The organism is Bacillus bingmayongensis (assembly GCF_000299035.1).
In the GTDB taxonomy this organism is placed as follows: domain Bacteria; phylum Bacillota; class Bacilli; order Bacillales; family Bacillaceae_G; genus Bacillus_A; species Bacillus_A bingmayongensis.
The window spans coordinates 1311881-1337866 of record NZ_JH921517.1 but is presented as its reverse complement, the minus strand read 5'-3'; the positions used below and the strand labels follow the sequence as shown (position 1 = coordinate 1337866).

The window sequence follows — 25986 nt, the reverse complement described above, 5'->3', positions numbered from 1 at the left end:
AACCTCCATTTTGTAATGTGCTAACGACCGAAAACTGATGATTGTAATAAAATTGACAATTGTAATGTTTCTTTTATAAAGTATAGAAAAAAACACCATATAATATATTATAATTTTATAAATATATATTTGTTTATTATCTTTCGTATTATTGAAGTTTATGTTTTTTTTAAGAATAAAAGATTTTATTATTAACAGGAGCTGTAAATGATAGAGGGATACTAGAAAAGGTTATTGGATAGCATTTCTTATACTTACTTCACTTATATGAAACCGACATACAACTTCCTAAAAATGTAAACACTTTTTTGGTGATTTAACATCTTTCGATAAAATTGGTGTGGACGCCTCATCTAATTTACACTTATGATTTGACGCTTACCTTATTAATTTAACATAGACTAAGAAGTCGATTATCAGCAGACAATCGACTTCTTAGTTAAGTATGATTTATGTAACCCTTTTTAGAAAATCTTAAAAATAGCGACGATTCACTTGCATTCATACAGCAATTTGCACGTTATGAACTACTGCTGGCAGAAGCTGCTGCAGAGGAAGCAGTAATTGCTGCTATCATAGCTGCCTGCTGCGCTTGTATGAGGACCTCTATCATTGTTTGTAATCCTGTGTTGGCAGCATGACTTTCCGTACCTTTCTGACTTACGAACAGTTGGATCGCAATAAGAATATTTGCGGCCGTATGCCAGCGGAATAGCTTATCACCCTGCAATTTTTCAATGAATGCTCGAATAGAATGAACCTCTTTCTCTCCATCCTCAAGCAACGTTAATAACCCGACAGCCGGATAATGCATCTGCTTCACTTTTACCTTTTCTTGCTTTAGCAGGTTCCATATGTTTGTATAACGTGCTACTAAAATATCTTCACTGACATCCTTCTTTAGAGAAAGAATATGACTTAAAAATTGAAGATCATTCCCTTTCCGCATACCAGCTGCCGCCAGCTTCTGATAGAGACGTTCCACCCGGCCCATAAGTGTCTCTACTTTCTCTGATTGTCCTGCTAGCAAAACAGCGAGCGGGTAATCATTTGTGCCTGTAAGAAAGAAGTGATCCTCTTTCATGCGTTTATATACTTGCATCGACCGCTGAATGCGTGTGTCATGCTGTCCATTGTCTTCTGTTAAAAGTACAGCTGCTGCCAGATAAGTAAATATACTCCGGCTAAAGCCGCCAGCGACCAAACGTTCATATAAGTCTAGAAACTGCTGAAAGGCTTTTTTGTAATGCGTAAAGTGAATATCTAATGTTGCCGCAACCACAAAGCGATGATAAGACTTTAAGTATGAAAATATTCCTACCTGATCCTTGACATAACTACTAATTTCTAAAAAACGTTCAAGATCAAACGGTTTATCGCTTCCTGCATACATAGCGGCAATCATCATCCCTATCCGAGAATCACTAGTTTTCCACTTTAGTTCCCCTTTTAACTGTGCATATATACGTGTGTATTGCTCCAGCTTCTGCTGCAATGTAATCATAGTATTCCCCCATTTTTCTTGTGCTTCTCTTCTATCATACTATAACTCTATATTCAGGAATAATGCTTTTATACAAAATTTACAAACTTATACTTCTATTGGTTCTTTTACCATAATAACCTTATAAATTACACGTAACGTCTTAATTCCCATCTTCCTATCTTTTCTTATTCATTCCTAACAATATGTTCAATATGAATAGGCAAATCCTTCACTTTATCTTTTAGAAAATCCGGTTTCAAGTTATATTCACTTATTCGCTCTACTGGCACCCATTGAAATACATACCTTCTGCCATCCTCTTCAAGAATGAAAGAATTCTCTCCCTTTGCAGGCTGCTCAAGCAAATTCACTTCATAATAAAAACTAATTTCATGGAACTGATGCGAATCATATGTAAAGAAATTTTCAGCTGTCCATAGCAGTCTCACCACATCCACATCTACCCCAAGTTCTTCTCTAAGTTCTCTTTTCACTGCCGATTCACTACTTTCTAGCATCTGTACCCGTCCGCCTGGTATGTACCAGAAATCTTCCCCTTCATTTTGAATCATTAACATTTTATTATTATGTTTGCATATTGCACCGACCCGATAGTTGAAACAAGTTTTCTCTAATTTGAATGTAAGATCCATTATTATGTACCACCTTTATATGATTTGATATTTAACTACTAAAATATTTTACTTATAAATTTTGTTTATAAGCAATGATGATAGAAAACAATCCATTAAGTGCAAACAGGATAACTACTCCAATTGATAAATAAGCTAAATCTGGAGAAAACACATAAATCGCATGCCATGGAGAATCCGTACTATAAATTAGTGCCGGAATTGTAGCAATAGATAGCACTAAGAAAATGGTACCGGAAATGTACCATATACTTCTTTTACGAATTTTTTTTGATCTCATCTTTACCAACAGATAAATGAGCGTTATACAAAGTAAGCAAATTATCCCTAGTGTAACCAGTTGAATAATTGGAGTATTTGAAGGTATATCAACTGGTTCATCTCCATTTATTATATTTATAATACCTTGCTTCAAATAGGAAAGCGCCTCTTCTTCCAGAATATGATTTTTATTGGTGAGAATCACGCCACCCCAACCCGTTTTCGGTATAAAAAACATTTCTGCATGTGAATCAGGGGTTGAACCTGAATGCCAGATCATTTTCTCCTCAGAATCTGGATTTGTAATTCTTACCCCTAAGCCGTAGTAGCGGGTTTCACCCGTTTGAACATGCGATGATACATAAAGATTCATCGTGTTTTCAGTTAAAAAATTGTCATTCTCTTGTCGGCCAAGGAATTTTATGTATTGAATCATATCTTCTGCACTTGCCGTTATGTACCCATATGGTGCTCCTCCATTATCATAAGTTACCGAACTTTTCCGAGGGATTCCAAACCATGACTGATAGCCAGCTACATATCCTTTTTTATACGCAGTATCATTATCAGCTGCTGCATTTTTCATGCCTAACGGTACAAATACTTGTTGCTCCATGTATTCAGAATACGTTTGATTGGTAATTTCTTCAATGAGAGCACCAAGAATTAAGAAATTCGCATTACTATATTGATGCTTTTCTCCAGGTGAAGCAGTAAGCTTAACGTTTGATAGACTTTTTACATTATCCTTTATAGCATTGAAACCTTTAGATTCTTTATCTGATATTGATAAACCCGAATAAGTACTGATTCCACTTGAATGGGTAAGTAAATGTTTAATTGTTATTTTGGATGTTGCTTCTTTATCTTTAAGTGTAAACCACGGAATATATTTTTTGACTGGATCTTCTAGGTGAACAGTACCTTCTTCAATTAATTTCATTATGGCTAGACCTGTTAATGATTTACTTATCGATCCTATTGTAAAGGGAGTTTCAGTGGTCACTTTTTCCTCATCTTCTCCCGTTACACCCCATGCTTTAGCATAAAATAAATCATTTTCATGAACAATAGCAATAGAGGCTCCTGGAATTTGATGTTCTTCTAAAAAGGTTTCTACATAGTTGTCTAGAGTATTCTTAATATCTTTTTCTGCGGAGACTTTCGAGGCTGGTAGAAATAATATAACTGCACTCCATAATAAGCATATAAAAATGACCATGAATTTTAGTATTTTCATATTAACTTTCACCTACTTATATTTACTTTTCTTATATAAAACACTACCAGCGTGGAAATTAGTACGGCAATAGAAATGCTAGTAATCATTAACAGAGAGTTCCACCAAGAATTATCTGCTATCTGATACAAAATATTATAGTCAAACGAATTATTAGTATGTAGTGGGTTAAATGATTCTGTTAAAATCATAGATAATATGAGTTGTGAAGTGAGGTAGGTAACAATTGAAGTAAGGAATCCAATCACAAATAAAATTCCTATTCTATTTTTTGATTTTCGTATCTGTTTTATTTCAGAATGAAGATCTATTTCATTCATTTCTAAAAAATCTTTAATAAATATTGTTGTATCTCCTAAATCATTTAGACTATCTTGGCCGTGTTCACGACATTCTTGAATATGTTCTAAAAGCTGCTGCTTAATGATTTTTCTGTTCTTTGAACTTATTTTGTATTGTTTTAACTCTTCGAGAATTTCGTTTAAAAATTGTGTTTCCTCCTTGCTCAATTTCATTTTCATTCTAAACGTTCTCCTTTCGAACCACTTTGCAGTAGGGATTTTATATCCTTTTGTAACTCCAACCACTCGTTGATTTTTTTCTGAAGATACACTTCCCCTTTTCCATTAATTTCATAATAAACTCTAACCTTACCGCTTTCTGTTATTTCACGGTAAGTATGAACCCATTCCTGATCTTTAAGCTTAGTCAAAATGGGATAAATACTTCCTACTCCTTTCAGTTTTAAATTGTGTTTTTCTAACTCCTTCATAATTTCATATCCATAACTTTTTTCCTTTGACAAAATAGATAACACACACATCTCTAAATGACCTTTAATTAAACTTGTTCTATCCATAGGATAAATTTAACAAAAATATATACTTCATTCAAGTATATATTTAGAAAATATTTACTCTTATGAATTATAAGTACATTTGTTAGTTTTCTAACCCTCAAATACATATAACCCCGTCTACTTTTAAGACGGGGCAAAAATAATTGTTTGAAATTTATATTTTATTACACGATCATATCAGACTTTTGGAACTCCTAAATTAGCAAAAGCTATTTCTAAGCATAAAGGATCTTATCAATAGTAAAGTGAAAAAATATTATAAAATCTAACCTCCCACTATAACTACATGTCTTCAACGCAGCCCGTCCAAATAATAATATATCCTTTTTTAAATAAATAATCACTGAATATGTTTATCGGAATAATTTTTTATGAATTAGATTGGTGTTCTTTACTTTGTTTTGTTGAACTAACACACCTGTTACTTTAAGAACAATACTTCACAATCTGCTTCGTTAATCAACCAAAAAAGACGATACCTTATTAATGCATCGCCCCCTTATCGTTTGAATAATCAATCGAGCTTATTAAGTAGAGCAAAAATTTTACTACCTATAAAAGGATAAGACTATTAAGCAATCCTTCAATCCGCTTATTTGAATAATTTTAATTTTCAACTAAATAAATTTTGTTAATAGCTGGTTAAACTTGTGACGTTCTTCCCAGAAAGGGCCATGCCCACTATATTGAAACGGGACTAGCTGTGAATTTCTTATTTTTTGGTTTAGCTCGAGGGCCTGTGCAAATGGGATGACTTTATCATGAATGCCGTGAATGATTAAAGTAGGTACATTAATTTTTGGAAGATCCGCATGCAGATTCTCATCTCTTAATGTAACTATAATAGCAGCTGTCGACCAACTTGCTGCTTGTAATCCCATTTGCAAAAACCAGTCCGAGAATGGTTTAGTTATATACTGAAAGAAAAAGGTATCTGTTACTCTCTGCATCATCTTTGGGCGGTCATTTAGGGTCTCCTTAAGAAATTCATTAGCCGTTTCTGGTGTAAATCCAGTTGGAGCGGCCGCATCAATAAGGACAAGCTTTGATACCCCAAAACCATTGTGACGAGACATATATCGAATTGCGATAGCCCCACCGGTAGAGTGACCCGCGAGAGTAAAATTGTTTAATTGAAGTGTATCAACTACTTTGCGGATATCATCTGCAAGTCTGTTAAAAGTATAGCCACTCATTGGTTTATCCGAATTACCAAAGCCCCTCCAGTCTAAACCAATACAGCGGTAACCCATAGCAGGAAGAACATTAAACTGATATTCAAACTGTTTATGGCTTAACGGCCAACCATGTAAAAAAACGATGGTCTTATTTCCCCCCGGGTTAATATCTTCTATATATAAATTCACACCTGGCTCTATAGTAACAAAGTATCCCATGAAGATTCCTCCCTATTTAAAACGGTTTTCAACAATAAGATATTCATTTTTGTAAACATAGGTGAGTACCTATCACATTAGGTTAGAGAAACGTAAAAGGAAAGGCTTATTGAACTATCCTTTCCGTTAGCTCAATAAGAAAAGTTATTTCTTACTCTAAATACTCCTCACTTAGATTAGGAATTAAATACCTTGCCATTCCCGTTTTAAGCTTTTTTAATCCAAGTATTAGCATAATAAGTAACTTATCTCGTTTTGTATGGCATGCATCTAATATCGCTTTAACTTGCTTATAATCTAACTCTTTTACAAGTTTCTTTTTAACCCTGAACTTTAAAATATTTTTTATAAGATTTGCCTTTGTTTATATGATGAAGAAACTTCTTAAAATTTCTCCACCACCTTAAATACTTTAACTACTATAAATATTACCTCTATATATTTAATAGTTAAAACACGAAATAAAAAAATCCTAAATTAGAGTACTCTAATTTAGGATACTATGTTTAAATTTCCTTCTGTTGGATACGATTATATCCTCTTCACAATCTCTCCTTTTGAAACCAATCCTCTAGCAATTCCGCCTCTCTTTCTCTTGATATACCTGCTTTTCGTTCTGTATCCTCCCTCGATTTCTCCCATTGATATACATCATAAATGGTATCTTCAATGGGCCTGAATGAAAGACCAGCACTAACAGCCTTTTCTATATTGATGAAAAAACTACCTTTCCACGGTTCTGTCTCTCCTTCTAACGGGAAGTGTTCAGGAATCCATAAAGGCATCTCCGTCCACGGCTGTACGTTATGCTCAAATAGAAATTGTTCTTCTGCCCATACAAATTCGGCATCGCTATTTGTTACTGCTTTACAAGTATTTAATAGTTCTTCTATCGTCAATTCACCATTCGGTCCTGTTACATTAAACGTGCCTACTTTTCTATTTTCTGACATATCAAACGCCCAAGTTGCTACATCTTTTACGTCAATCAATTGAATAGGACGATCTGAACGTCCCGGCACCAGTACTTTTCCACCTTGTGCTACACGTTGAACCCAGTACGGGAGCCGTTCCGTATAGTCAAATGGTCCAACAAGAAGCCCTGCTCTAATATGCAAAACACGATTTGGCCAATGTTCCTCTGCTTCTGCTTCACATAGCACTTTCAACGCACCATAATATTCATAAGGAGAGATTTCCCCTTCCTCAACCGCTTTCAACTTATCACTAGGCGGCATAGGATGTAAATGATAGTCTTCCTTAATATGAAGGGGAATCCAATCTTTATAAGTAGAAATACTTGATATGAATGTATACTGTTCGATGTTGTCTCCAAGTACAGCAGCAATCTTTTTCATTTGATGGGGAGCAAATCCACATGTATCCATTACAACATCCCATTTTCGATTTGCTAAGACTGATACATCACTGTCTCTATTGCCGATTAGCTGTTCTACTTCAAGAAATACATCTTGATTCGTGCCACGATTAAATAAGGTAACTTCATGCCCTCTTTTCAATGCTTCTTCTACTAAAGCCCTTCCTAAAAAACGAGTACCTCCTAATATAAGGACCTTCATAATTTTCCCCCATTCATTTTCATAACCTATAAATTTAGTATTCATTTTATATAACGATTTTCCTATCTTAAAAGTTACGGGGATGATGAAAAAATTGATGCTTGTTTATTCATGCACTGTAAACAAATGATGTTGCTTTTGTTCAATGTAGTGTAGTGCTTTAATAAGCAAAGCCCTGCTTTCAATCAAAAAGTAGGTTTTTTCGTATTTTAATAAACTTAGGGAATTGGCAAACAAACTTATCTCTTTCCTATGACTATTATTAGTTTCGTTAGTAGAAAGCAAGGAACTTGCATGAATATAATATAAAATAGCCATTATTGGATCAAAATACAGTATGTAATGTAGTTTGGAGTTAATAGATAACGCTCCAAATCTAGATTTTAGATAGCGGGGAATTTAAACACCTCTGTTAACATTTCCACAACCTTTTAACCTCCACCAATTCCTGACCATGAAATTCCATTCTGTATATATCTGGTTTTGATGTATGTAGTAAAAAATTCAAATCGTACTGACTGTCATAATACCCCATCATCAAAGTCATAATAGCTCCATGAGTGCCTAATACTACCTTCTGTCCTCGATATGTCTTTAATAATTCTTTTAAAATTTTTATAGCTCGGTTCTGACAAACTGCATTAGACTCCCCTCCCGTTAAAGCAAAGTTTGGATCAGAAAACGACTTCTTTAACAAAGGCAATAATTCCTTATCAGATATTCGCTTGTCTCCAGCAGAAAAAATTCTCTCTTTTAGATCTTCAAATACTAAAACTTCTTGTCCTAAACGTTTAGCTAACTCCTGAATCGTTAGGATTGATCGACTGTATGGACTTGAAACGAAAACTTCAATACCCTCTCCTTGTAATATATCAGTTATTCGATGAGTATCTAATTTCCCTTTCTCAGTTAACCCTCTTGTTCTTTCATTTCCTTCTGTTATTGGTGATTCGCCATGTCTCACCATGTAAATGAAAGTTTTCATAGTCCCCCTCCTTTACATAGTTTATAATCATCTACACCCTCTTCACAAACAAAACCCTACTCCCTCTCTCCCCATCATAATTTGTATGTACAGATACTCCATCTACTTCTCCATCACCTGTTTCAATTTCAAATCCAATATCTTGATGAAATTGAATTGATTTTTTATTTACTGGAGAAGTTACCGCTTTTATGATGTGACGATTATTTGCACGAGCTGCATCGAAAAAATAAGAATATAGCGTAGAAGCTATGCCTTTTCTTCGATACTTTGGATTCACTCCAATAAAATGAACGTATGCTTCATCAATATATGTTTGTGAGAAAAAACCACATAAAAACCCTAGAGTCTCTCCGTCCTGTTCAATAATAAAACTCGTCTCTCGGAAATGAACAAAGAAAAGTTTCGGTAACATATCAGCCATATTTCTCCCACCCCACCACTCGTTAAGTACGGAATGAATCGTTACATAATCTTCCCCTTGAACTTGTCTTACTTTCATTTCTCTCTTCCTCTCATCCTATTATTTCCTAATTTATACTTCTAATTATTAGATGAACACGAATACTTACTATTACTCAAAACCATTCTATTCTAATGAAAAGCATCACTTTATAATATTTGCTACTTACAATGCTACCTCCTTCAACCTTAAACTTTTGACATATGAATTAATTTTATATAAAATATTTTTAATAATTAGAATATTTAAATTACAAAAGGGGTGAAATAATGAATCAACAAAGCTCTGTCCAGAAAAAAGCATTAATAGCTAGTTTGATTGGTAGTTCTATTGAATGGTTTGATTTCTTCTTATATGGAACTGCTGCCGCACTTGTATTTAACAAATTATTTTTTGTAAACGAGGATCCCCTTGTCGCACTTATGCTTTCTTATCTTTCTTTTGGTATTCCATTTTTTATCCGTCCACTTGGAGGTATTATTTTCAGTCATATTGGTGACAAAATAGGAAGAAAAAAGACACTTGTGTTAACACTTTCTCTTATGGGAGGAGCAACAGTATGTATTGGCTTACTCCCTTCATATGAAACTATCGGTATACTAGCTCCTATTCTTTTAATATTACTAAGAATTATTCAGGGATTAGGAATTGGGGGAGAATGGGGAGGTGCTTTACTCCTTGCAGTAGAATATGCACCGAAGGAAAGAAAAGGATTTTTTGGTAGTATTCCTCAAATGGGTGTTACAATTGGAATGTTACTCGGAACTGCCGCTATATCTTTCATGACAATGATTTCTGGTGATAGTTTTGTGACATGGGGATGGCGAATTCCGTTTATTTTAAGTGCAGTATTGGTATTCATAGGGTTATGGATTCGAAATGGTTTAGATGAAACACCCGATTTCAAAAAGGCAAAAGAAAGCGGAAACATTTCAAAACTACCTATTGCTGATACTTTGCGTCATCATTGGAAATCCGTACTTATTGCTACAGGCGCAAAGGTAGCTGAAACAGGTCCCTTCTATATTTTCTCAACATTCATTGTTTCCTATGGAACATCACAGCTGAAATTACCGAATACAACTGTCCTAAATGCCGTTACAATCGCTATGCTCATTACTACCATTATGATTCCTATTATGGGAAAACTTTCAGATTCAATTGGAAGAAAGAAAATGTACATATGGGGTACCGTTGCGATTCTTTTATATGCATTTCCCTATTTCTTACTACTAAACCAAGGAACAACCTTTTCTATCATTATCGCAACTGTCATTGGTTTAGGAATTTTATGGGCACCTGTAACGGCTGTTTTGGGTACATTATTCTCTGAAATCTTCTCCACTCAAGTTCGATACACTGGCGTTACGTTAGGTTATCAACTAGGTGCTGCACTAGCTGGCGGGACAGCTCCAATGATTGCTGCTTATTTAATGAATGTGTATAACAATTCATGGATTCCAGTCGCCTTATATATTGTACTTACTTGCTGCATCTCTTTAATTGCTATCGCTGCAGTTTCAACGAAGCATATTGCAGAGAATATACAAAATCAAGATATACAAGCCTAGTCAATCGGGGGATTTTCAACTCCCCCTTTTCTATTAAAAAGGAGGATAATCTAAATGATTCATATTACAGAAAAAATGGTAAAAGACATTTATAAAATGAAAGATTGCTTGCAAGATGTAGAAAAAGCATTTCAATATTATATGAACAACGAAATTACAACACCTGTACGGCTGAATGTACAACACTCTCAAGATGAGGCAAACTCTCTTTATATGCCCTCTTATGTAGCTCCAATCGAATTTGCATCTACGAAAATCGTTAGTATCTTCCCTCAAAATACTCAAAAAGGAAAAAAAGCACTGCAAAGCTTGATCGTTTTAACAGAAACGAATACCGGTGAGCATGTTGCGACAATTGAGGCCTCCTATTTAACAACACTACGTACAGGAGCAATGAGCGGTATTGCAACAGAGCATTTCGCTCGGCAAGATTCTAGAGTCTGCGTTGTTATTGGATGCGGCGCTCAAGCACTCGGGCAAATACAAGCAGTTATGGAAGTTCGCTCTCTAACCCGTATTCTTCTTGTGAATCGTACCATACAAAAAGCATTTGAATTTAAGAATCATTTACTCTCCTTATATCCAAATTGGAGCGGAACAATTGAGATTATAGAATCAGCAGATGATGCTGTTGCAATCGCTGATATTGTAATTTGCAGTACAACTTCCACTACTCCTGTGTTTGACGGAAAACACTTAAAACGAGGGACTCACATTAATGGAATTGGCTCTTATCAACCTCATATGCAAGAACTCGATTTCACCACATTAGAGCGCAGCGATAAAATTATTGTAGACACACTAGAAGGTGTTCAGCACGAAGCTGGAGATTTCCTAATCGCGAGTGAAAAAAACGAATGGGATTTTGCAAATGTATATAGTGAGCTTGGTGATATAATTTTAGGACATAAAAAAGGACGGACACACTCTGATGAAATTACTTTATTTAAATCTGTAGGGGTTGCCTTTTTAGATACAGTAGTGGCTGGTTCGATTTATCAAAAATATACGGAAAAGTTACATATAAAGTGACTCGTCAACATTACGTAAAATCTATAAATACCCGTCACGCACGACATTTCAAGGTTTATAATGAATAAAATAATGTATATGAGCGCAATCACGGGCGCTCTTTTATTTTGATCACCAAAAGTCACATTTTCGTTATTCCATTAGAAAATCAAACAAGCCACCACGACATTCCCTCCGTCTTTCTTCCATTAAATTTATTAAAGCCCTACACTACATTTAAAAAGTGGCATAGATTTGCGTTTTTATGCCATTTTTTTCTATTTTTAATTATAATAATCGGAAGAAGTGGAGAAATTTTGTTCCTTTTGTTTAATCTCCATATATTTTTTACCCCACTCCCCCATAATGTCCAGTACTGGGATAAAGCTTTTCCCTTGTGGTGTTAGCGAGTATTCTACTTTAGGAGGTACTTCTTTATACACTTCCCTGTGAACCATTCCATCCTCTTCCAATTCTCTCAGTTGCCTTGTCAAAATTCCTTTTGAAATGCCCGGTAATAATCTTTGAAGTTCATTAAATCTTCTTGTTTGCTGACTCAGATACCACAAAATAATAATTTTCCATCTTCCAGCAATTACATTTTGAGTAAGCGTCAAAGAACATATTTCTTCTTGATTATTAGGAGGTGTTTCTCCTTGAAATTTAAATCGAGCCATTGTATTTTCCCTCTCTGTCATAATGGTACTATTTTTGTGACTACGTCATAAAAAAATGCCTACTTTTATTATTTGAACTATGGATATACTATATACCTATACTTGATAACTCAACAAGTAAAATCTTTATATAAACAGATGAGTGCACAATAAGTAATGATTACGTTTAGAGGTAATAGAAGAGGTTACACTGCTGTGACATACTGTTATAACAACAATCATTACGACATAATAGATTGGAGGAAAAGACAATGAAAATGCTAGTAACAGGTGCAACAGGAAAATTGGGAACGAAAGTTGTAGAAACACTACTGAAAACTGTATCAGCAAGTCAACTGGCTGTAAGTGTCCGCAATCCAGAGAAAGCGGAAGGATTCCGAGCTCGTGGAGTGGAAGTTCGCCAAGGAGATTTTGATCGTCCAGAAACATTGGATACTGCTTTTGCAGGAATTGATCGACTTTTAATTATTTCTACGGTTGGGGATGATGAAACAATAATTAGACAGCATACTAATGCTGTAGCTGCTGCTCAGCGTGCTCAAGTTAAATTTATTGCTTATACTAGTGTAACAAATGCATGTGAAAGTAACTTATTCCTTGCCCCAATAGTGTAACAAATGCATGTGAAAGTAACTTATTCCTTGCCCCAACTCATCGAGCTAGAGAAGAAGCTATTTTGAAAACTGGCATTCCTTACTCCTTCTTACGCAACAACTGGTACTTGGAGAATGAAATTCCGAGCATTCAAGGTGCCCTAGCAGAAGCTCCTTGGGTGACATCAGTAGGAAATGGTAAGGTTGGCTGGGCACTACAACAAGATTATGCAGAGGCTGCGGCAACTGTACTAACTGGAAATGGACACGAGAATACGGTCTACGAGCTTTCTGGCAAGTTATTGACTCAGGAAGAACTGGTATCTGCTCTTGGCGTTGTATTGGGTAAAGAAGTACCTATGCAGAAGGTTGATGACGCTACTTATGCTGATATTATGAAAGGTGCAGGGGTACCAGAATCCTATCTTTCTATGCTCGTAAACATGCAAAAAGGTATTCGAGATGGTGAATTAGAGATAGAGAGCAACGATTTAGAAAAATTACTTGGTCGCCCTACCACACCAATAAACGAGGCTTTGAGCCAAATTGTTAGTCAAATCTCCCAAACAGGAAATTAAGTTTAATCAAAAAACGACCTCTATTACGAAGGTATAGCTTTAGAATAAAGACTGATTAAAAACTTCACCATAACCCCCATTTTGAAAAAAGATTGTTCAAAATGGAGTTACTGCTTTAATTAAGTATGTGATTTTTATAAAAAAGATTGATCACTTTTAACGCTTGTTATTCAAGAAAAGCACCCGTTAGCTAAATAAGAAAGAGAACTTCTCTATGTTCCCTTTTCTACTTTAAACTTTAAAAATATTAACATTTAGGAATATAGACAGACATCATATTACTCCATGTTTCAATATTATCTCTTAAACCAAACATTCGTTGCCCAATTATATGTTGTTCCGCAAATTCTGAACAATATTTTTATGCTGAAAATGAAGATACATACTATTTAAACGATGGATATTTTTATATTTGTAAAAAAATGCGAACACAACATAACACTTCCGAAAAAGATCACATTTTGCAATGGCTTTCCCCTTCCGAAACACAACATCTACTGATACACGAACATCAACAATGGGCCGTGAAACAAGCTCTATCACTACCAAAACAAAAATGACCCCTTTCTACAGAAAGAGGTCATTTTAACATTAACTCACTTTTTTCAAATTGAAAGCTGGCTTTTTTACAGTTCCTTTTTTCACAACGTACAAGCCAATAAATATAACAAGTCCACCAAGCAATTGCGTCATATTTATTCTTTCTCCAATAGTTACTGCCGCAAAAATAACCGCAAACAATGGGACAAGATACATATACACCATTACTTTTGTAGAACCGATTTTACTAATACCAACATACCACATCGCTAATCCAAAGACTGTAGCAAATATAATAGAGTACCCTAATGATCCCCAGCTTAGCGAATCTGTCGGCCATGTTAATGTATGTACGTTGAATAAACAATATATCACGAGTGGTACAATCCCAATTAATGTAGACCAAGATGTCACTCGCATCGCTGAATATTTTGTAATAAGCGGCTGAGCAAGTATTGGATACCAGCCCCAAGCAATCGCAGCAACTAATCCAATTAGATTTCCAAGCCAAGCATACTCATATGTAGATTGATTCGTATGCCCTGTTAATAACACAAGTGCTGCCCCGCTAAACGATAATAAAGAACCAATTTGAATCTTCATCGAAAAGCGTTCTTGTTTGTGTAGCACTGCTAAAATCCCTGTAAAAATAGGTGACATCGCAATTAATAGTGAAGCATTTGTTGCTGAAGTATATTTTACAGATAACATAAATAACGTTTGATAAAGCGTCGTGCCAACTATACCAACGGCTAGTAACCTTAGCCAATCTTTTCTCTCAATACGTAACGATCGTTCTATAAAAAATGTAATTAATAATAATACCGGTGATGCAACTAAAAATCGTAAGCTATTAAATTGAATGGATGACATATACGCCACTCCATATTTTCCAATTGTATAATTTGCTCCCCATACTAAAGCAACTGATATTAGGAGCCATTCCATTTGCCATCGTTTCATCCGAATCTCTCCTTCCACTACCTTAGCATAGTAAAATTGGCTGGATATCACACCGTCCAATTGGCTGTTTTTTCACCCAGCCAATTTGCTATAATAAAACTAGATAAGGATTAAGGAGACGTTATAAATGGAATGGAAGTTAGATACTGATAGCAAGATTCCAATTTACCAACAAGTTGTTGATTTTATTGAAAGACGTATTATGTACGGAGAACTTCCACCTGGTAGTTTTCTCCCTTCAGAGCGAAAATTAGCTCTACAACTCAATATAAACCGAAGTACTGTTACAACTGCTTATAATGAACTACGTGCTATGGGAATTGTGGAAAGTACAACTGGAAAAGGCACACGTGTAAGTACACATATGTGGGGCGTTTCTCCAACATTCACACCAAATTGGAGAGGTTTCATAGAAGGTGGTACTTTTTTGCCGAATTTACCACTACTTCGCCATATTCGAGAACAAGTACAGCAAAATGAAAATATCATTGATTTCGCAAATGGAGAACTTGGTTGTAACTTGTTTCCCCATGAGCAGTTGCAAGAGATTTTACATAAACAGCCTTTAACACAATCACTTAGCTATGATCATCCGCAAGGCTATCTACCACTCCGACAAGCTGTAGCAAAGTATATGAAGGAACATTTACACATTGATGCAACTGAGCAATCTATTATGATTACTTCCGGTGCTCAGCAAGCGCTTCACCTCATTGTTCAATGTTTATTAAACCCAGGTGATGCAGTTGCTTTTGAAAGTCCATCACATTGTTACTCTTTACCTCTCTTCCAATCTGCAGGTATTCGAATTTTCCCATTGCCTGTTGATGAGCATGGAATTAACCCGGAAGATGTACATGAACTATATCGAAAGCACCGGATTAAAATGATTTTTTTAAATCCGAATTTCCAAAACCCAACCGGTACAATGCTTCATCCAAATCGTAGAAAGAAACTGTTATCACTATGTGCAGACTTGCGGATCCCAATTGTTGAAGATGACCCATCGAGTCTACTAACATTAGAAAATAAACAACCTTGTCCAACTTTAAAATCCATTGATGAAAACGGAACTGTCATTTATGTTCATTCGTTATCCAAAATGATTGCACCTGGCCTTCGCATTGGTTGGCTTGTTGCTCCGCAGTCTGTAGTGGAAAGATTGTCAGATGCAAGGCATCAAATGGAATTAGGAATGAGCATATTCCCTCAGTGGCTCATGCAACAATTTTTTGAGACTGTTTCTTTCGATACGCATATGACACAATTACGAAAACAGCTAGTACAAAAAAGAGATATTCTTGTCGATTCCTTAAACTGCTATCTTCAGGATAAAATTTCTTTTTCAAACCCGAGTGGCGGGATTTACATTTGGGGAAAATTAAAGGAGCCTATAAACGAAAAACAGCTTATTATGCAAAGTTTAAAACAGCAAGTAGCCTTTATGCCCGGTAGTATTTTTGGAGCAAAGGATGGCTATATTCGTTTATCATACGGAAAAGTAGATATCAATCAAATAGATGAGGGAATCTCTCGTTTACACGCTGCTATTAAAGTTTGTGAAAAATAAATCCCTTTTACAATCTTTCTTATTCTCGAACGGGTAATGGATCGACAAATCTCCCCTCTTCTCAGCGTAATGGATTACGAACAAAATATTAAAATGAAAAAGTGCAAGGAATTTCCTTGCACTTTTTCATTTTGAGCTTATTGCCCCCATATTTTTTTAAAAGACTTCGTATATATGATAGCAAGTACAGATTGCGTTATGATAAATAGTGATGCAGTTATTGTTTTTAGATCATGATCTAACGCACCTAATATTCCCATCGTTAAGCCAATTAAGATAAAAAACATACTTAGGGGAGGCGTAATTTCCATTAATGTTCTAAAACTTTTATTCATACTATTCCCTCCTATTTATCTAGGGAGTTTCTGGAGAACTCTATGTATATAATAACCATACACTATATACAAATGAATGGTAATTCCCACTTTTAAATATGATATTTTAATTTGAATTTTTTAGGATTATCAGTTTTATATAAAATGGATACCCGTTTTCCTCTTTCAAACATCCATCTATTTTTTACATATGTCCCTACTTTCCTTGTAGCAATCACTTTTTCTCCGTTTTTTAAGGTGAATTGAATTGTTAATTTTACTCTTCTCCTATAATTTCCTTGTGTGAACTCATTGCCGAAAACATACCTTGAAAATATAACTTCAAGAATTTCTGCATTTGTTTCTTCCCACAAAGAAACTCACCTCTCTTGTAAATTATTCATTATCTTAGAAGCGCTTTTCACACTATCCCAAATACATCCGTCTATTTTTTTAATCCACGATACTTAGCTGTAGTCAGCTCTTGGATATAAGCATCAAGCTCTGGCATTTCTGCTTCTTTCGCTAACTGTATCGCCAGTTCAATGTCATACGGAACGCGAACAAGTTGAATCGAGAAACTAGCTGTTTCTTTTTGATTATATAGCCCTTCAAAAATTAAATAAGAAGCTTGTGTAATCTCGAGCGGATTTCCTACGCTCCCTGCGTTACATAATGTTTTCCCTCTAAAATTTTGGACATAAGCTTGATGAACATCCCCATAACAGACAACATCCGGTGTTCTTTCACCTTCCATATTTTCTGACAGATTACTATTTTCAAACATGCTTATACGCTCTTCTCTTGAAGCATACGGTTGAACTCTTTCATATAGACTTCTAGGCGAAGCATGAAACATTCTAATGAATTTCCCGCTCATGATAAACTCAATTGAAAACGGTAACCCTCTTAAATAGTCCGCATGTTCTTCTGAGAGCTGTCTTTGATGCCACTGTAATGTCTCGAATTCAGTAGGTTTTGTTATAAAATCATCCCAATTTCCCATGACAACCTGCTCACATTCTTCCCGAACTCTCTCAATTACGTCACTAGACTGTGGTCCTTTTCCTACTAAATCACCTAAGCAAAAAATCCGTTCTATTCCTCTTAATTTAATATCTTTAAGAACTGCCTCTAGCGCAGGAATATTACCATGAATATCTGAAATAACTGCTATTTTATCCATATGAGCACCTCCAATTATTCTATATTTATTATATCTTCATTAAAAGATTTATACCAACTTGGGATATAGGATGTAAAACCATTATGTTCTTCTAAAATCCTTCTTAACCTCATTTTCATTCCATCTAGCAAATTAGGTGTGACTCGATTTGCCCACACTATATCCGCTGGAAAAATCATCGCTGCATACAATGCATATAATTTCCAAAAATGAAGTGATGGCTTCCCATCACAATACCCATGAACTTGTCCAACTGCAAACGGTATACTTATATCAGTTGTAAATAAAGCCATTTTATAAAAATCATGAATAGGATCCCCAAAATCAAATCTCGCAAAATCGATTACTGAACAAAACTTATTTTGATGAATCATAATATTTGCTGGGTGAAAATCATCATGCAAAAAGACAGTCGGACGATTATGTAGTAAACTCTTATGATTTTCCACAAAAGCTAATACAGCGTTCAAATCAATAAAATCCACTTTATATTCTGCTAACGCTTGTAAATATCTCTCATATTTATTCCATCTATACACTTCCCAAGGTTCTTCTACATCATCTTTTTTCATTGTATGAATGGTCTTTAATACTTCTCCTGCCCTTTTTCCAGCTAGATATTGCTCTTTCCCAGTCAATTTGCCAAGTATGTCTTCACCATCTTCTCCGCTAATCCATTCAAACACTTGTACACATTGATTCAATTTACCAAGATTTACGAAATCAAGTAGTTTTGGCATTGGTATACTTAATGATTCAAAATGACGCATATATTCATATTCTTCATGTTTACGTTCACTAGTTGCAATATCACACGCTTTAATAAAATAACGTTCATCATTTTCTAATTCAATTTTATACTTTTGATCAAACGAAAAACCTTTTGGAATAAGAGTACATTTTACTATAGGAGGCCAATCCAATTGTTGTTCTAACTCCCTTAACAGCTCTTTCATCTAGATCACCCCAATTAATATATGTACAGGCTTCCTAAAATTTCTTGTCTATTCTTCTTTTTATTCCCTCCTTGAAATTCAACCGCAAAAGGAAGTCCTCCATAGTTTATTAAATGATTTTGTACCAGCCCTTCACCAATAGGTTCACAAAACTGCACATTAATATTTTCAAGCAATACACTTTGACAAAGCGCATTCCATTCTTTATGATTTTCAAGTAAAGTCACTTGTACTTCAAGTATCTCTTTCCATCTTTCTACTGTTTCACGTACATTTTTCACAGCATAGTATATGGTCTGAATTTCTTTTACCTCGTTGCTATGCGGGGCAATAACGCCTACCTCTTGTAAATCTAACCTTCTACTCTCATCAGGTTCTTCCCACTGTATAAAGAAAGGGAGTTTCGGACTACTTTCTTCCTGTTCCACAAATAACATTTTCCATTTTATAAGATGACCGTCATTTCTCATTCGTTTTCCTTCAAATGGGCCTTTGACTTGTAATCCTTTTTCTACGAGTTTTACAGCTAGTTCTTCAATATAATCTGTACGAAGAGCAATTTGAAGCATTCCTTCTCCATCTTGTAATTTCTCTACCGTTTCCCGGACTAGTGGATTATCCGCTTGTTTTGCTTTATCCTCATGTTGCACTGCTAAAAATTCAATATACGATAAGTCAAAATAACATAAACTATTCCATGTTCCCCAGTTTGTATGTTCCCCGCCCTGTACAGTATGAAACCCAAGTTCCCTCATTTGTTTTTCAACTTCTTGTGGTGTACATCTAACAGCATGAACGAGATGATCAAATGCTAACATGCTTTTCCCCCTCCTCTTCATTACATCTTATTATTATATAATTGTTCTGTTATTTCATTCAATTAAAAAAACTTTTAAAACCCAGTTGCTTTATAAGATTAATATGCATTATAATAATAAAAAATTAACATTAAAGCTGATTGGAAAAACCAAAGGCTCTTTTCTCATTAGGGAAAAGAGCCTTTTTTATTTATTATTACAGGGGGATTATACATGCAGAAATTAATTGTCTTTGCTATTATTGGTTTTTTTGCTCAACTCATTGACGGGGCACTTGGGATGGCGTACGGAGTAACGTCTTCCTCATTATTATTAATGTTTGGAATTGCACCTGCTGTCGCTTCCGCATCCGTTCATTTAGCTGAAGTTGTTACAACCGCAGCTTCTGGCGTGTCACATATTCGATTTGGAAACGTTGATAAGTATACCGTATCCAGACTGACATTACCTGGTGCAATTGGTGCCTTTGTCGGTGCATGCTTTTTAAGTAACTTGCCTGGCGATTTAATTAAACCATACATTTCACTCTTTTTATTTACATTAGGTGTCTATATTTTATTGCGATTTATTATTCAAAAACAAATTGTCAAATCAAATAAACGTATGTCTGGTAAGCAGCTTATCCCATTAGGATTGTTCGCTGGATTTGTTGATTCAACAGGCGGAGGTGGCTGGGGACCAATTACAACACCAGTACTACTTGCACGAGGAAATGAAGCGCGAAAAGTCATTGGTTCCGTAGATACAAGTGAATTCCCAGTATCTTTAGCAGCAACTATCGGATTTTTCATTTCATTAGGATGGGAACAAGTTAGCTGGGTTTGGGTATTTGCCCTTATGCTCGGTGGCATTCTAGCAGCTCCAATTGCTGCATGGTTAGTACGAATTGTACCTTCACATTTACTGGGTGTACTTGTTGGTGGATTGATAATTTTTACAAATATTCGGACGCTACTTACATCATTTAAAGTGGATCCAACCATTATTACCCTTTCCTATGTTGCGGTAGGTCTTATCGTTATCATTGCACTTTTCATCTCAGTTCGAAATCATTCCCAACTTACAAAGCAAAACGTTGGATATACGACTGGACAAAAGCGAGTTTTGCCTTAAATAAGGTGATGTAAAATACTAAGGTAAGCAAATGATAAGTTTGCTTACCTTTTTTACTCTCTTTGGCACTCTTTATTTTGTTTATAGTCAATGTCGAATTTTATTTTTCTGAATTTTCTTTTAACTTTTAAAGGATTTTCCATATCTTTTTGCGAAACATTTGTATAACAATTTTTTCTTCATTTTTTACATATCAAGTAGGTTCGGGTGGAATTTTGAAAACGTTTCCTATACAATAACCGATTTTTTTTGATATTTTCCTACAAAAATTCCTTGCAATATTTTCAGAAACTAATTACAATTGCCATATATTAAAAATCACAGCAATGAATAAATCCTCATCAATCCGATGAGGTAGAGGTTGCGGCTTTTATTAGTAGAATGGCTTAGACACAGAGGATGTCAATGACTCCGTTCGAAAGGAAATGCTGCCGAAGTTCGTATTTCTTCTCTGGAAGTACGAGCTGGGTCTGTCTCCGAATAGGAACAGAACTGTCACGTTTACAAAATACCGTGTAAACGTGGGGTGCTATCTTAACGGAAGGGTATGATGGGGTGGTTATTTGTGAAACGTTCCGCCAAATTCCTTTGGCGGTTTTTTGTATTTTTCTCCCCCGTTCCTTCCTATCTTACAAGAAAAGGAGTGTTGAACATGAATAGCATGGCGAATCAAGCTACCTCTAAAACTCAATCTACACAAGGACAAGGTGAACTAAGACGCGGATTAAAATCTCGCCACCTTACAATGATTTCTCTCGGCGGTACAATTGGTACCGGGCTCTTTCTTGCCAGTGGTGGTGTCATTCACACAGCAGGGCCCGGTGGAGCTCTCTTAGCTTATGCGGCAATCGGAATTATGGTTTACTTTTTAATGACAAGCTTAGCTGAATTAGCCGCATATATGCCTGTTGCTGGCTCATTTAGCACATATGCAACAAAATTTGTTGATCCATCTCTTGGATTTGCACTCGGCTGGAATTATTGGTATAACTGGGCAATTACAATCGCAGCTGAACTTGCTGCAGTTACATTAATTATGAAGTTTTGGTTCCCAAATACGCCTTCCCTTATTTGGAGTGGCCTTTGTTTAGTCATTATGTTTCTTTTAAATTACTTATCTGTTAAAGGATTTGGTGAGGCAGAATATTGGTTTGCCCTTATTAAAGTAGCAACTGTTATTATCTTTTTAATTGTTGGATTTATGATGATTTTCGGCATCATGGGTGGTGAACCAGTAGGTTTTAAAAACTTTACAGTTGCAGATGCACCATTTAACGGTGGCATCATGGCAATCATCGGCGTATTTATGGCGGCTGGTTTCTCATTCCAAGGAACTGAATTATTAGGTGTAGCTGCTGGTGAAACTGCCGATCCAGAGCGCAGCATTCCAAAAGCAATTCGTTCAATCTTTTGGCGCATCCTATTATTTTATATCTTTGCAATTCTTGTTATCGGTCTATTAATTCCGTATACAACTGAAAGTCTTGCAGCTAGCGATGTAACAGTAAGTCCATTTACACTTGTATTTGAGAAAGCTGGAGTTGCATTTGCTGCTTCTGTTATGAATGCTGTTATTTTAACTGCAGTTTTATCTGCTGGTAACTCAGGCATGTACGCATCAACTCGTATGCTTTGGGATTTAGCGCGACAAGGAAAAGCACCGAAATTTCTAGGTAAATTAAATAGCCGCGGCGTACCTGTTAATGCGTTAATCGCAACTTCAGTAGTTGGCTGCGTCGCTTTCCTAGCTTCCTTATTTGGAGACGGCGTTGTATATGTTTGGCTATTAAATGCATCTGGAATGTCCGGTTTTATCGCATGGGTAGGTATCGCAATTAGTCATTATCGATTCCGAAAAGCGTACATTGCACAAGGAAAAGATTTAAATGATTTACCGTATAAAGCAAAATGGTTCCCATTTGGTCCAATCTTCGCATTTGCACTTTGTATCATTGTCATTTTAGGACAAAATTACGGAGCATTTATAGGCGAGTCTATCGATTGGAATGGTGTACTTGTTTCTTATATCGGCTTACCTCTCTTCCTTGCGATGTGGTTAGGATATAAATTTACAAAGAAAACAAAAGTAATCCCTCTTGATAAATGTGAACTATAAAATGATAAAAGGTCAGCAAACAATATAGTGTTTGCTGACCTTTTTTATTGGAATGAATCCTTACATTCAAAGGATATTTTCATTTTCTGTCGAATGGTGTATTACATGTAAGAAATTCAACATAAAGAAGGTGCGACATGTTTGTAAATTTTCAAATCGAAACAGAAAGACTACATATACGACCTTATAGGATCTGTGATGCATCCGCCTTATATGAATTACAAAAACAACCTGAAGTAAATTTCTATATTCCAGAACCCGTCTATTCTCTTAAAGAAATTGAAGATATTATTTACTGGAGCATAGATATGAATAAAAAAAATTCTGTAAATCATATTGCTAAATTTAATCTTTCTATTATAGAAAAGGCTTCTCAAAAATTAATCGGCTATTGTGGGTTAGGCCCATCTGATTTCGAACTAACCTCAACTGAACTATATTACGCACTCTCTCATGATACATGGGGAAAAGGTTATGCAACCGAAGCAACGTCTGCTCTTTTACAATATGCATTCTCGATAATTGGGATGGAAACGATCATCGCTTCTGTCTTTCCAGAAAACAAAAAATCTATTCATGTATTAGAAAAGCTTGGATTTCAATTCAAAGAAACTGTACAAAACTTAGAGAAATCTCTCCACGAGTATGAAGGTATGCTGTACTTTCAGATTTCAAAGGAGTTATTTTTACAAAAGGCGGTATTAAAATGAACATTACCCTTGAAGCTGTTTCTACAGAGCAAAGAGAGATATTAAGAAATTTTTATTCGTTATACTTACATGATTTATCCGAATTCTCCTCTACCCTTCATCCGAATGAAAATGGATTTTTTGAATTTGATGCTTTTGAACTTATTTGTAACCGAGATAAGCTTTCTCCTTACTTTATTAAATATGAAGAAAAATATGTCGGGTTTCTCATGTTCGCGAAATCACCATTCACAGCACCTGAAACAGATTTCTGCATTAACGATCTTTTCATATTAAAAGCGTACCGTGGAAAAGAGATAGGAGAGCTAGCAATTTTAGAACTTTTAAAACAGCACAAAGGAACTTATTATGTAATGCAATTAAAAAGCAATAAAGCAGCGGTGAATTTCTGGAAAAAATTCTACCAAAAGAATGAAATTCAGTATGAAGAAGTTGAAAAAGTGAGCAATGACGAGTTATGCTTAACACAAACATTTACAGTACCATCCTTACTTTTCAAATCGTAATTCCTATACACTTATCATTCATTGAATCCCTTTACTTCCCTATTTCTCATGTTTTTGCAATAATAGAATAAGAACTATAAACAAAGGTTGGGATTCCATGAACATTCGTGTAACTGATGAGGCAAAAGCTGTACTACATAAATTCAACGCAAATAACAAAAACATCATACGTATTAGAGGAACAATGACAAACTCTTGTAGTATATTTGTTGATATTGATTTAATTTTCGATGAGTATAATTCGAACGAAGTTGTTTATGAAGATGAGCAGCTTATCATTCAAATGGATGATTTTACAAAAGACTATATAGGCGATACATTAAAGCTTGATTATAAAACGACAGGCTTTAGTATTACGACTCCTAGTGAAACGCTTGTATATGGTTTATCAGTAAAAAAATGAAGAATCCCCCTATGTTTCTTAACCGAAGCATAGGGGGATTCTTCATTTTTACCTAATCTAATCAATATGTTTCCTTGAATTAAAGTTCAATAGAAAGCATCTTATAGACACACATTTACAGTAAACTAAAAGAATCGATTTTAAATATTGTTTAATCACAACTCACTTATCGTTTTTTGATTTTCAATAGATTTAGGGCAATAAATAATACTTGTCTCTTACTCAAGCAATGCACTCAATTGAATAGTTTAAAGTTATAAGCATTTCTTAAGAGGAATGCTTATAACTTTAAACAAGGTTCAACAATTTTCTTAAAAGTAGTTATTTTCTTATTGGCATTGCAGTACTTGCTGTGTGTATATTGGGGTTGCCTGGGGTAGCAAGTAGAGATGCAGCAGCACATCCCGAGACTGCTTACTTGCAATATCCCTTTTTAGTATATGCGTATGTACTGTGTATTCCATTTTATGTTGCCTTGTATCAAGCATTTAAACTTTTAACCTACATCGATAAGAACATGGCTTTATCGGAATTATCTGTTAGAGCTTTGAAGTATATAAAGTACTGTGCAATCACAATTAGTATCTTAATTGTAGTAGGAATAATAATATCCGTAGCTATATTTTATGGCAGCGAAGATATAACAGGTATTATAATGCTAGCACTAATAAGCATTTTTGCTTTAAGTGTAATTGCAACCTTTACGGCTGTTCTTCAAAGGCTTTTACAAGAAGCTATTGATATAAAGTCAGAAATGGAAAAAAAATATAAAGAATTATACTCGAGGGATGATAAAATAATAAGATTTTTTTCTCAGTATTATTTTTGGCTCTATAAAAGGTGCAATTGGGTGATAAAAGAACTTCCGCGTACAACCTATGAAAATCTTATAGAATTAGCAGAATTTGATCCGATATTGGGTCATGGAGACTATTCAAGATCTAATATTCTTAGTGATAAGAGTGGGAATTGGAAAATTATAGATCTTGATACAGTAGGGCTTTCTCTCCCCTTCGTAGATTTATCTAGAATGATTACTTGGATGAATCATGACCTTAGAAACTGGAATTCAACAAGGTACCAAACAATCCTCCAATCCTACAGAAATGTTCGTCCTTTTTCGGAGGAAGAGGAGAAACTTCTCATCATCGATCAGTGTTTTCCTTTTCAATTTATAGACCTGATGAGTAGGAAGATGGAAAAAATACGTGAAATCAATTTAGAAGAATTCGAACGCTGCTTGGCTACAGACAAAGAAAAAATTAGCAAATTTGCAATTAAAGAACTTGAATGGAGATCTTCTTGAACGACTCTAAAATTAGTGAGCTCCTTTTAAGGTGTATTTTTAATTCTAAAAACCGCCTTATATATTGGTGCAGTGAACCGTATCATAAATAGATGCTGTCTTTTTATTAAGTTACATCAGTCCTGTCATAG

Annotated in this window: 25 protein-coding genes, 3 pseudogenes and 1 riboswitch; of the genes and pseudogenes, 11 read left to right on the top strand and 17 right to left on the bottom strand. The window is 35.2% G+C overall.

What is annotated here, in order from left to right:
- Positions 1–520 precede the first annotated feature (520 nt).
- From Y7E_RS0113900 to Y7E_RS0113860, 10 genes and pseudogenes are all read right to left on the bottom strand, one after another.
- Positions 521–1504: a DUF4003 domain-containing protein gene (locus Y7E_RS0113900; protein ID WP_017151868.1), complete on the bottom strand. Its 984-nt coding sequence runs from the start codon at positions 1502–1504 to the stop codon at positions 521–523.
- 167 nt (positions 1505–1671) lie between these two features.
- Positions 1672–2139 carry an NUDIX hydrolase gene (locus Y7E_RS0113895; RefSeq protein WP_017151867.1) on the bottom strand — a complete coding sequence of 156 codons (468 nt, stop codon included), beginning with the start codon at positions 2137–2139 and terminating at the stop codon, positions 1672–1674.
- Positions 2140–2191: 52 nt separating this feature from the next.
- Positions 2192–3640, bottom strand: coding sequence for a serine hydrolase domain-containing protein (locus tag Y7E_RS0113890; protein ID WP_017151866.1), 1449 nt, complete (start codon positions 3638–3640; stop codon positions 2192–2194).
- Positions 3641–3648: 8 nt separating this feature from the next.
- Entirely contained in the window at positions 3649–4161 is a 513-nt protein-coding gene (locus Y7E_RS0113885) for a hypothetical protein (protein ID WP_017151865.1), read from the bottom strand.
- Entirely contained in the window at positions 4158–4499 is a 342-nt protein-coding gene (locus Y7E_RS0113880) for a PadR family transcriptional regulator (RefSeq protein ID WP_026049209.1), read from the bottom strand. The genes Y7E_RS0113885 and Y7E_RS0113880 overlap by 4 nt, the downstream gene beginning before the upstream one ends.
- Positions 4500–5116: 617 nt before the next feature.
- Positions 5117–5896 carry an alpha/beta fold hydrolase gene (locus tag Y7E_RS0113875; protein ID WP_017151863.1) on the bottom strand — a complete coding sequence of 260 codons (780 nt, stop codon included), beginning with the start codon at positions 5894–5896 and terminating at the stop codon, positions 5117–5119.
- 226 nt (positions 5897–6122) lie between these two features.
- Positions 6123–6291: pseudogene (locus Y7E_RS34405) on the bottom strand (tyrosine-type recombinase/integrase); the annotation flags it as partial.
- 147 nt (positions 6292–6438) lie between these two features.
- Positions 6439–7476 carry an SDR family oxidoreductase gene (locus Y7E_RS0113870; protein ID WP_017151862.1) on the bottom strand — a complete coding sequence of 346 codons (1038 nt, stop codon included), beginning with the start codon at positions 7474–7476 and terminating at the stop codon, positions 6439–6441.
- Between the two features lie 412 nt (positions 7477–7888).
- The gene (locus Y7E_RS0113865) at positions 7889–8461 is read right to left on the bottom strand and encodes a histidine phosphatase family protein (RefSeq protein ID WP_017151861.1); all 573 of its coding nucleotides are present in this window, start codon (positions 8459–8461) and stop codon (positions 7889–7891) included.
- Between the two features lie 31 nt (positions 8462–8492).
- On the bottom strand, positions 8493–8963 hold the full coding sequence (locus tag Y7E_RS0113860; protein WP_017151860.1) for a GNAT family N-acetyltransferase: 471 nt from the start codon (positions 8961–8963) through the stop codon (positions 8493–8495).
- Positions 8964–9193: 230 nt separating this feature from the next.
- Between Y7E_RS0113860 and Y7E_RS0113855 the strand changes: the two genes are divergently transcribed.
- Both Y7E_RS0113855 and Y7E_RS0113850 read left to right on the top strand, forming a co-directional pair.
- Positions 9194–10495 (top strand): MFS transporter, encoded by a 1302-nt coding sequence (locus Y7E_RS0113855; RefSeq protein ID WP_017151859.1) that lies wholly within the window; start codon positions 9194–9196, stop codon positions 10493–10495.
- 54 nt (positions 10496–10549) lie between these two features.
- Positions 10550–11527, top strand: a complete 978-nt coding sequence (locus Y7E_RS0113850; protein WP_017151858.1) for an ornithine cyclodeaminase family protein — start codon at positions 10550–10552, stop codon at positions 11525–11527.
- Positions 11528–11790: 263 nt separating this feature from the next.
- On the opposite strand, the gene Y7E_RS0113845 is transcribed toward Y7E_RS0113850, so the two are convergent.
- Positions 11791–12183 carry a winged helix-turn-helix transcriptional regulator gene (locus Y7E_RS0113845; RefSeq protein ID WP_017151857.1) on the bottom strand — a complete coding sequence of 131 codons (393 nt, stop codon included), beginning with the start codon at positions 12181–12183 and terminating at the stop codon, positions 11791–11793.
- Between the two features lie 251 nt (positions 12184–12434).
- Here Y7E_RS0113845 and Y7E_RS29840 point away from each other — a divergent pair.
- Positions 12435–13354, top strand: a pseudogene (locus tag Y7E_RS29840) (SDR family oxidoreductase).
- A 591-nt stretch (positions 13355–13945) separates the two neighbouring features.
- On the opposite strand, the gene Y7E_RS0113835 reads toward Y7E_RS29840, so the two are convergent.
- Positions 13946–14857 (bottom strand): DMT family transporter, encoded by a 912-nt coding sequence (locus Y7E_RS0113835; protein ID WP_017151856.1) that lies wholly within the window; start codon positions 14855–14857, stop codon positions 13946–13948.
- Between the two features lie 127 nt (positions 14858–14984).
- Here Y7E_RS0113835 and pdxR point away from each other — a divergent pair, with 127 nt between their 5' ends.
- The gene (gene pdxR / locus Y7E_RS0113830) at positions 14985–16427 is read left to right on the top strand and encodes a MocR-like pyridoxine biosynthesis transcription factor PdxR (protein WP_017151855.1); all 1443 of its coding nucleotides are present in this window, start codon (positions 14985–14987) and stop codon (positions 16425–16427) included.
- Between the two features lie 137 nt (positions 16428–16564).
- Here the strand turns inward: pdxR and Y7E_RS0113825 are convergent, their stop codons facing one another.
- From Y7E_RS0113825 to Y7E_RS0113805, 5 genes are all read right to left on the bottom strand, one after another.
- On the bottom strand, positions 16565–16762 hold the full coding sequence (locus Y7E_RS0113825; RefSeq protein WP_017151854.1) for a hypothetical protein: 198 nt from the start codon (positions 16760–16762) through the stop codon (positions 16565–16567).
- Positions 16763–16854: 92 nt separating this feature from the next.
- Positions 16855–17115 (bottom strand): hypothetical protein, encoded by a 261-nt coding sequence (locus Y7E_RS29835; RefSeq protein WP_017151853.1) that lies wholly within the window; start codon positions 17113–17115, stop codon positions 16855–16857.
- 71 nt (positions 17116–17186) lie between these two features.
- Positions 17187–17927, bottom strand: coding sequence for a metallophosphoesterase family protein (locus tag Y7E_RS0113815; RefSeq protein ID WP_017151852.1), 741 nt, complete (start codon positions 17925–17927; stop codon positions 17187–17189).
- A gap of 14 nt (positions 17928–17941) precedes the next feature.
- On the bottom strand, positions 17942–18883 hold the full coding sequence (locus tag Y7E_RS0113810; protein WP_017151851.1) for an aminoglycoside phosphotransferase family protein: 942 nt from the start codon (positions 18881–18883) through the stop codon (positions 17942–17944).
- A gap of 14 nt (positions 18884–18897) precedes the next feature.
- Positions 18898–19701, bottom strand: a complete 804-nt coding sequence (locus Y7E_RS0113805; protein ID WP_017151850.1) for a VOC family protein — start codon at positions 19699–19701, stop codon at positions 18898–18900.
- Between the two features lie 213 nt (positions 19702–19914).
- Here Y7E_RS0113805 and Y7E_RS0113800 point away from each other — a divergent pair, with 213 nt between their 5' ends.
- The 7 genes and pseudogenes from Y7E_RS0113800 (at position 19915) to Y7E_RS34400 (ending at position 25855) form a co-directional block, all read left to right on the top strand.
- Positions 19915–20814 (top strand): TSUP family transporter, encoded by a 900-nt coding sequence (locus Y7E_RS0113800; protein WP_017151849.1) that lies wholly within the window; start codon positions 19915–19917, stop codon positions 20812–20814.
- Positions 20815–21161: 347 nt separating this feature from the next.
- A riboswitch (Lysine riboswitch) is annotated at positions 21162–21354 on the top strand.
- Positions 21355–21466: 112 nt separating this feature from the next.
- Entirely contained in the window at positions 21467–22930 is a 1464-nt protein-coding gene (locus tag Y7E_RS0113795) for an amino acid permease (RefSeq protein WP_017151848.1), read from the top strand.
- 137 nt (positions 22931–23067) lie between these two features.
- Complete coding sequence (locus Y7E_RS0113790; RefSeq protein ID WP_017151847.1) at positions 23068–23640, top strand: GNAT family N-acetyltransferase; 573 nt, start codon at positions 23068–23070, stop codon at positions 23638–23640.
- Complete coding sequence (locus Y7E_RS0113785; RefSeq protein WP_017151846.1) at positions 23637–24146, top strand: GNAT family N-acetyltransferase; 510 nt, start codon at positions 23637–23639, stop codon at positions 24144–24146. The genes Y7E_RS0113790 and Y7E_RS0113785 overlap by 4 nt, the downstream gene beginning before the upstream one ends.
- A 97-nt stretch (positions 24147–24243) precedes the next feature.
- Positions 24244–24549 carry an iron-sulfur cluster biosynthesis family protein gene (locus Y7E_RS0113780; protein ID WP_017151845.1) on the top strand — a complete coding sequence of 102 codons (306 nt, stop codon included), beginning with the start codon at positions 24244–24246 and terminating at the stop codon, positions 24547–24549.
- Between the two features lie 305 nt (positions 24550–24854).
- Positions 24855–25303: pseudogene (locus tag Y7E_RS33435) on the top strand (DUF2975 domain-containing protein); the annotation flags it as partial.
- The gene (locus tag Y7E_RS34400; RefSeq protein WP_237741387.1) at positions 25304–25855 is read left to right on the top strand and encodes a phosphotransferase; all 552 of its coding nucleotides are present in this window, start codon (positions 25304–25306) and stop codon (positions 25853–25855) included.
- Positions 25856–25986: the final 131 nt, after the last annotated feature.

Excerpts from the sequence above, each read along its gene's own strand:
- Y7E_RS0113900 (WP_017151868.1), bottom strand. The coding sequence starts at position 1,504 with ATGATTACATTGCAGCAGAAGCTGGAGCAATACACACGTATATATGCA.
- Y7E_RS0113895 (WP_017151867.1), bottom strand. The coding sequence starts at position 2,139 with ATGGATCTTACATTCAAATTAGAGAAAACTTGTTTCAACTATCGGGTC.
- Y7E_RS0113890 (WP_017151866.1), bottom strand. The coding sequence starts at position 3,640 with ATGAAAATACTAAAATTCATGGTCATTTTTATATGCTTATTATGGAGT.
- Y7E_RS0113885 (WP_017151865.1), bottom strand. The coding sequence starts at position 4,161 with ATGAAAATGAAATTGAGCAAGGAGGAAACACAATTTTTAAACGAAATT.
- Y7E_RS0113880 (WP_026049209.1), bottom strand. The coding sequence starts at position 4,499 with ATGGATAGAACAAGTTTAATTAAAGGTCATTTAGAGATGTGTGTGTTA.
- Y7E_RS0113875 (WP_017151863.1), bottom strand. The coding sequence starts at position 5,896 with ATGGGATACTTTGTTACTATAGAGCCAGGTGTGAATTTATATATAGAA.
- Y7E_RS0113870 (WP_017151862.1), bottom strand. The coding sequence starts at position 7,476 with ATGAAGGTCCTTATATTAGGAGGTACTCGTTTTTTAGGAAGGGCTTTA.
- Y7E_RS0113865 (WP_017151861.1), bottom strand. The coding sequence starts at position 8,461 with ATGAAAACTTTCATTTACATGGTGAGACATGGCGAATCACCAATAACA.
- Y7E_RS0113860 (WP_017151860.1), bottom strand. The coding sequence starts at position 8,963 with ATGAAAGTAAGACAAGTTCAAGGGGAAGATTATGTAACGATTCATTCC.
- Y7E_RS0113855 (WP_017151859.1), top strand. The coding sequence starts at position 9,194 with ATGAATCAACAAAGCTCTGTCCAGAAAAAAGCATTAATAGCTAGTTTG.
- Y7E_RS0113850 (WP_017151858.1), top strand. The coding sequence starts at position 10,550 with ATGATTCATATTACAGAAAAAATGGTAAAAGACATTTATAAAATGAAA.
- Y7E_RS0113845 (WP_017151857.1), bottom strand. The coding sequence starts at position 12,183 with ATGGCTCGATTTAAATTTCAAGGAGAAACACCTCCTAATAATCAAGAA.
- Y7E_RS0113835 (WP_017151856.1), bottom strand. The coding sequence starts at position 14,857 with ATGAAACGATGGCAAATGGAATGGCTCCTAATATCAGTTGCTTTAGTA.
- pdxR (WP_017151855.1), top strand. The coding sequence starts at position 14,985 with ATGGAATGGAAGTTAGATACTGATAGCAAGATTCCAATTTACCAACAA.
- Y7E_RS0113825 (WP_017151854.1), bottom strand. The coding sequence starts at position 16,762 with ATGAATAAAAGTTTTAGAACATTAATGGAAATTACGCCTCCCCTAAGT.
- Y7E_RS0113815 (WP_017151852.1), bottom strand. The coding sequence starts at position 17,927 with ATGGATAAAATAGCAGTTATTTCAGATATTCATGGTAATATTCCTGCG.
- Y7E_RS0113810 (WP_017151851.1), bottom strand. The coding sequence starts at position 18,883 with ATGAAAGAGCTGTTAAGGGAGTTAGAACAACAATTGGATTGGCCTCCT.
- Y7E_RS0113805 (WP_017151850.1), bottom strand. The coding sequence starts at position 19,701 with ATGTTAGCATTTGATCATCTCGTTCATGCTGTTAGATGTACACCACAA.
- Y7E_RS0113800 (WP_017151849.1), top strand. The coding sequence starts at position 19,915 with ATGCAGAAATTAATTGTCTTTGCTATTATTGGTTTTTTTGCTCAACTC.
- Y7E_RS0113795 (WP_017151848.1), top strand. The coding sequence starts at position 21,467 with ATGAATAGCATGGCGAATCAAGCTACCTCTAAAACTCAATCTACACAA.
- Y7E_RS0113790 (WP_017151847.1), top strand. The coding sequence starts at position 23,068 with ATGTTTGTAAATTTTCAAATCGAAACAGAAAGACTACATATACGACCT.
- Y7E_RS0113785 (WP_017151846.1), top strand. The coding sequence starts at position 23,637 with ATGAACATTACCCTTGAAGCTGTTTCTACAGAGCAAAGAGAGATATTA.
- Y7E_RS0113780 (WP_017151845.1), top strand. The coding sequence starts at position 24,244 with ATGAACATTCGTGTAACTGATGAGGCAAAAGCTGTACTACATAAATTC.
- Y7E_RS34400 (WP_237741387.1), top strand. The coding sequence starts at position 25,304 with ATGGAAAAAAAATATAAAGAATTATACTCGAGGGATGATAAAATAATA.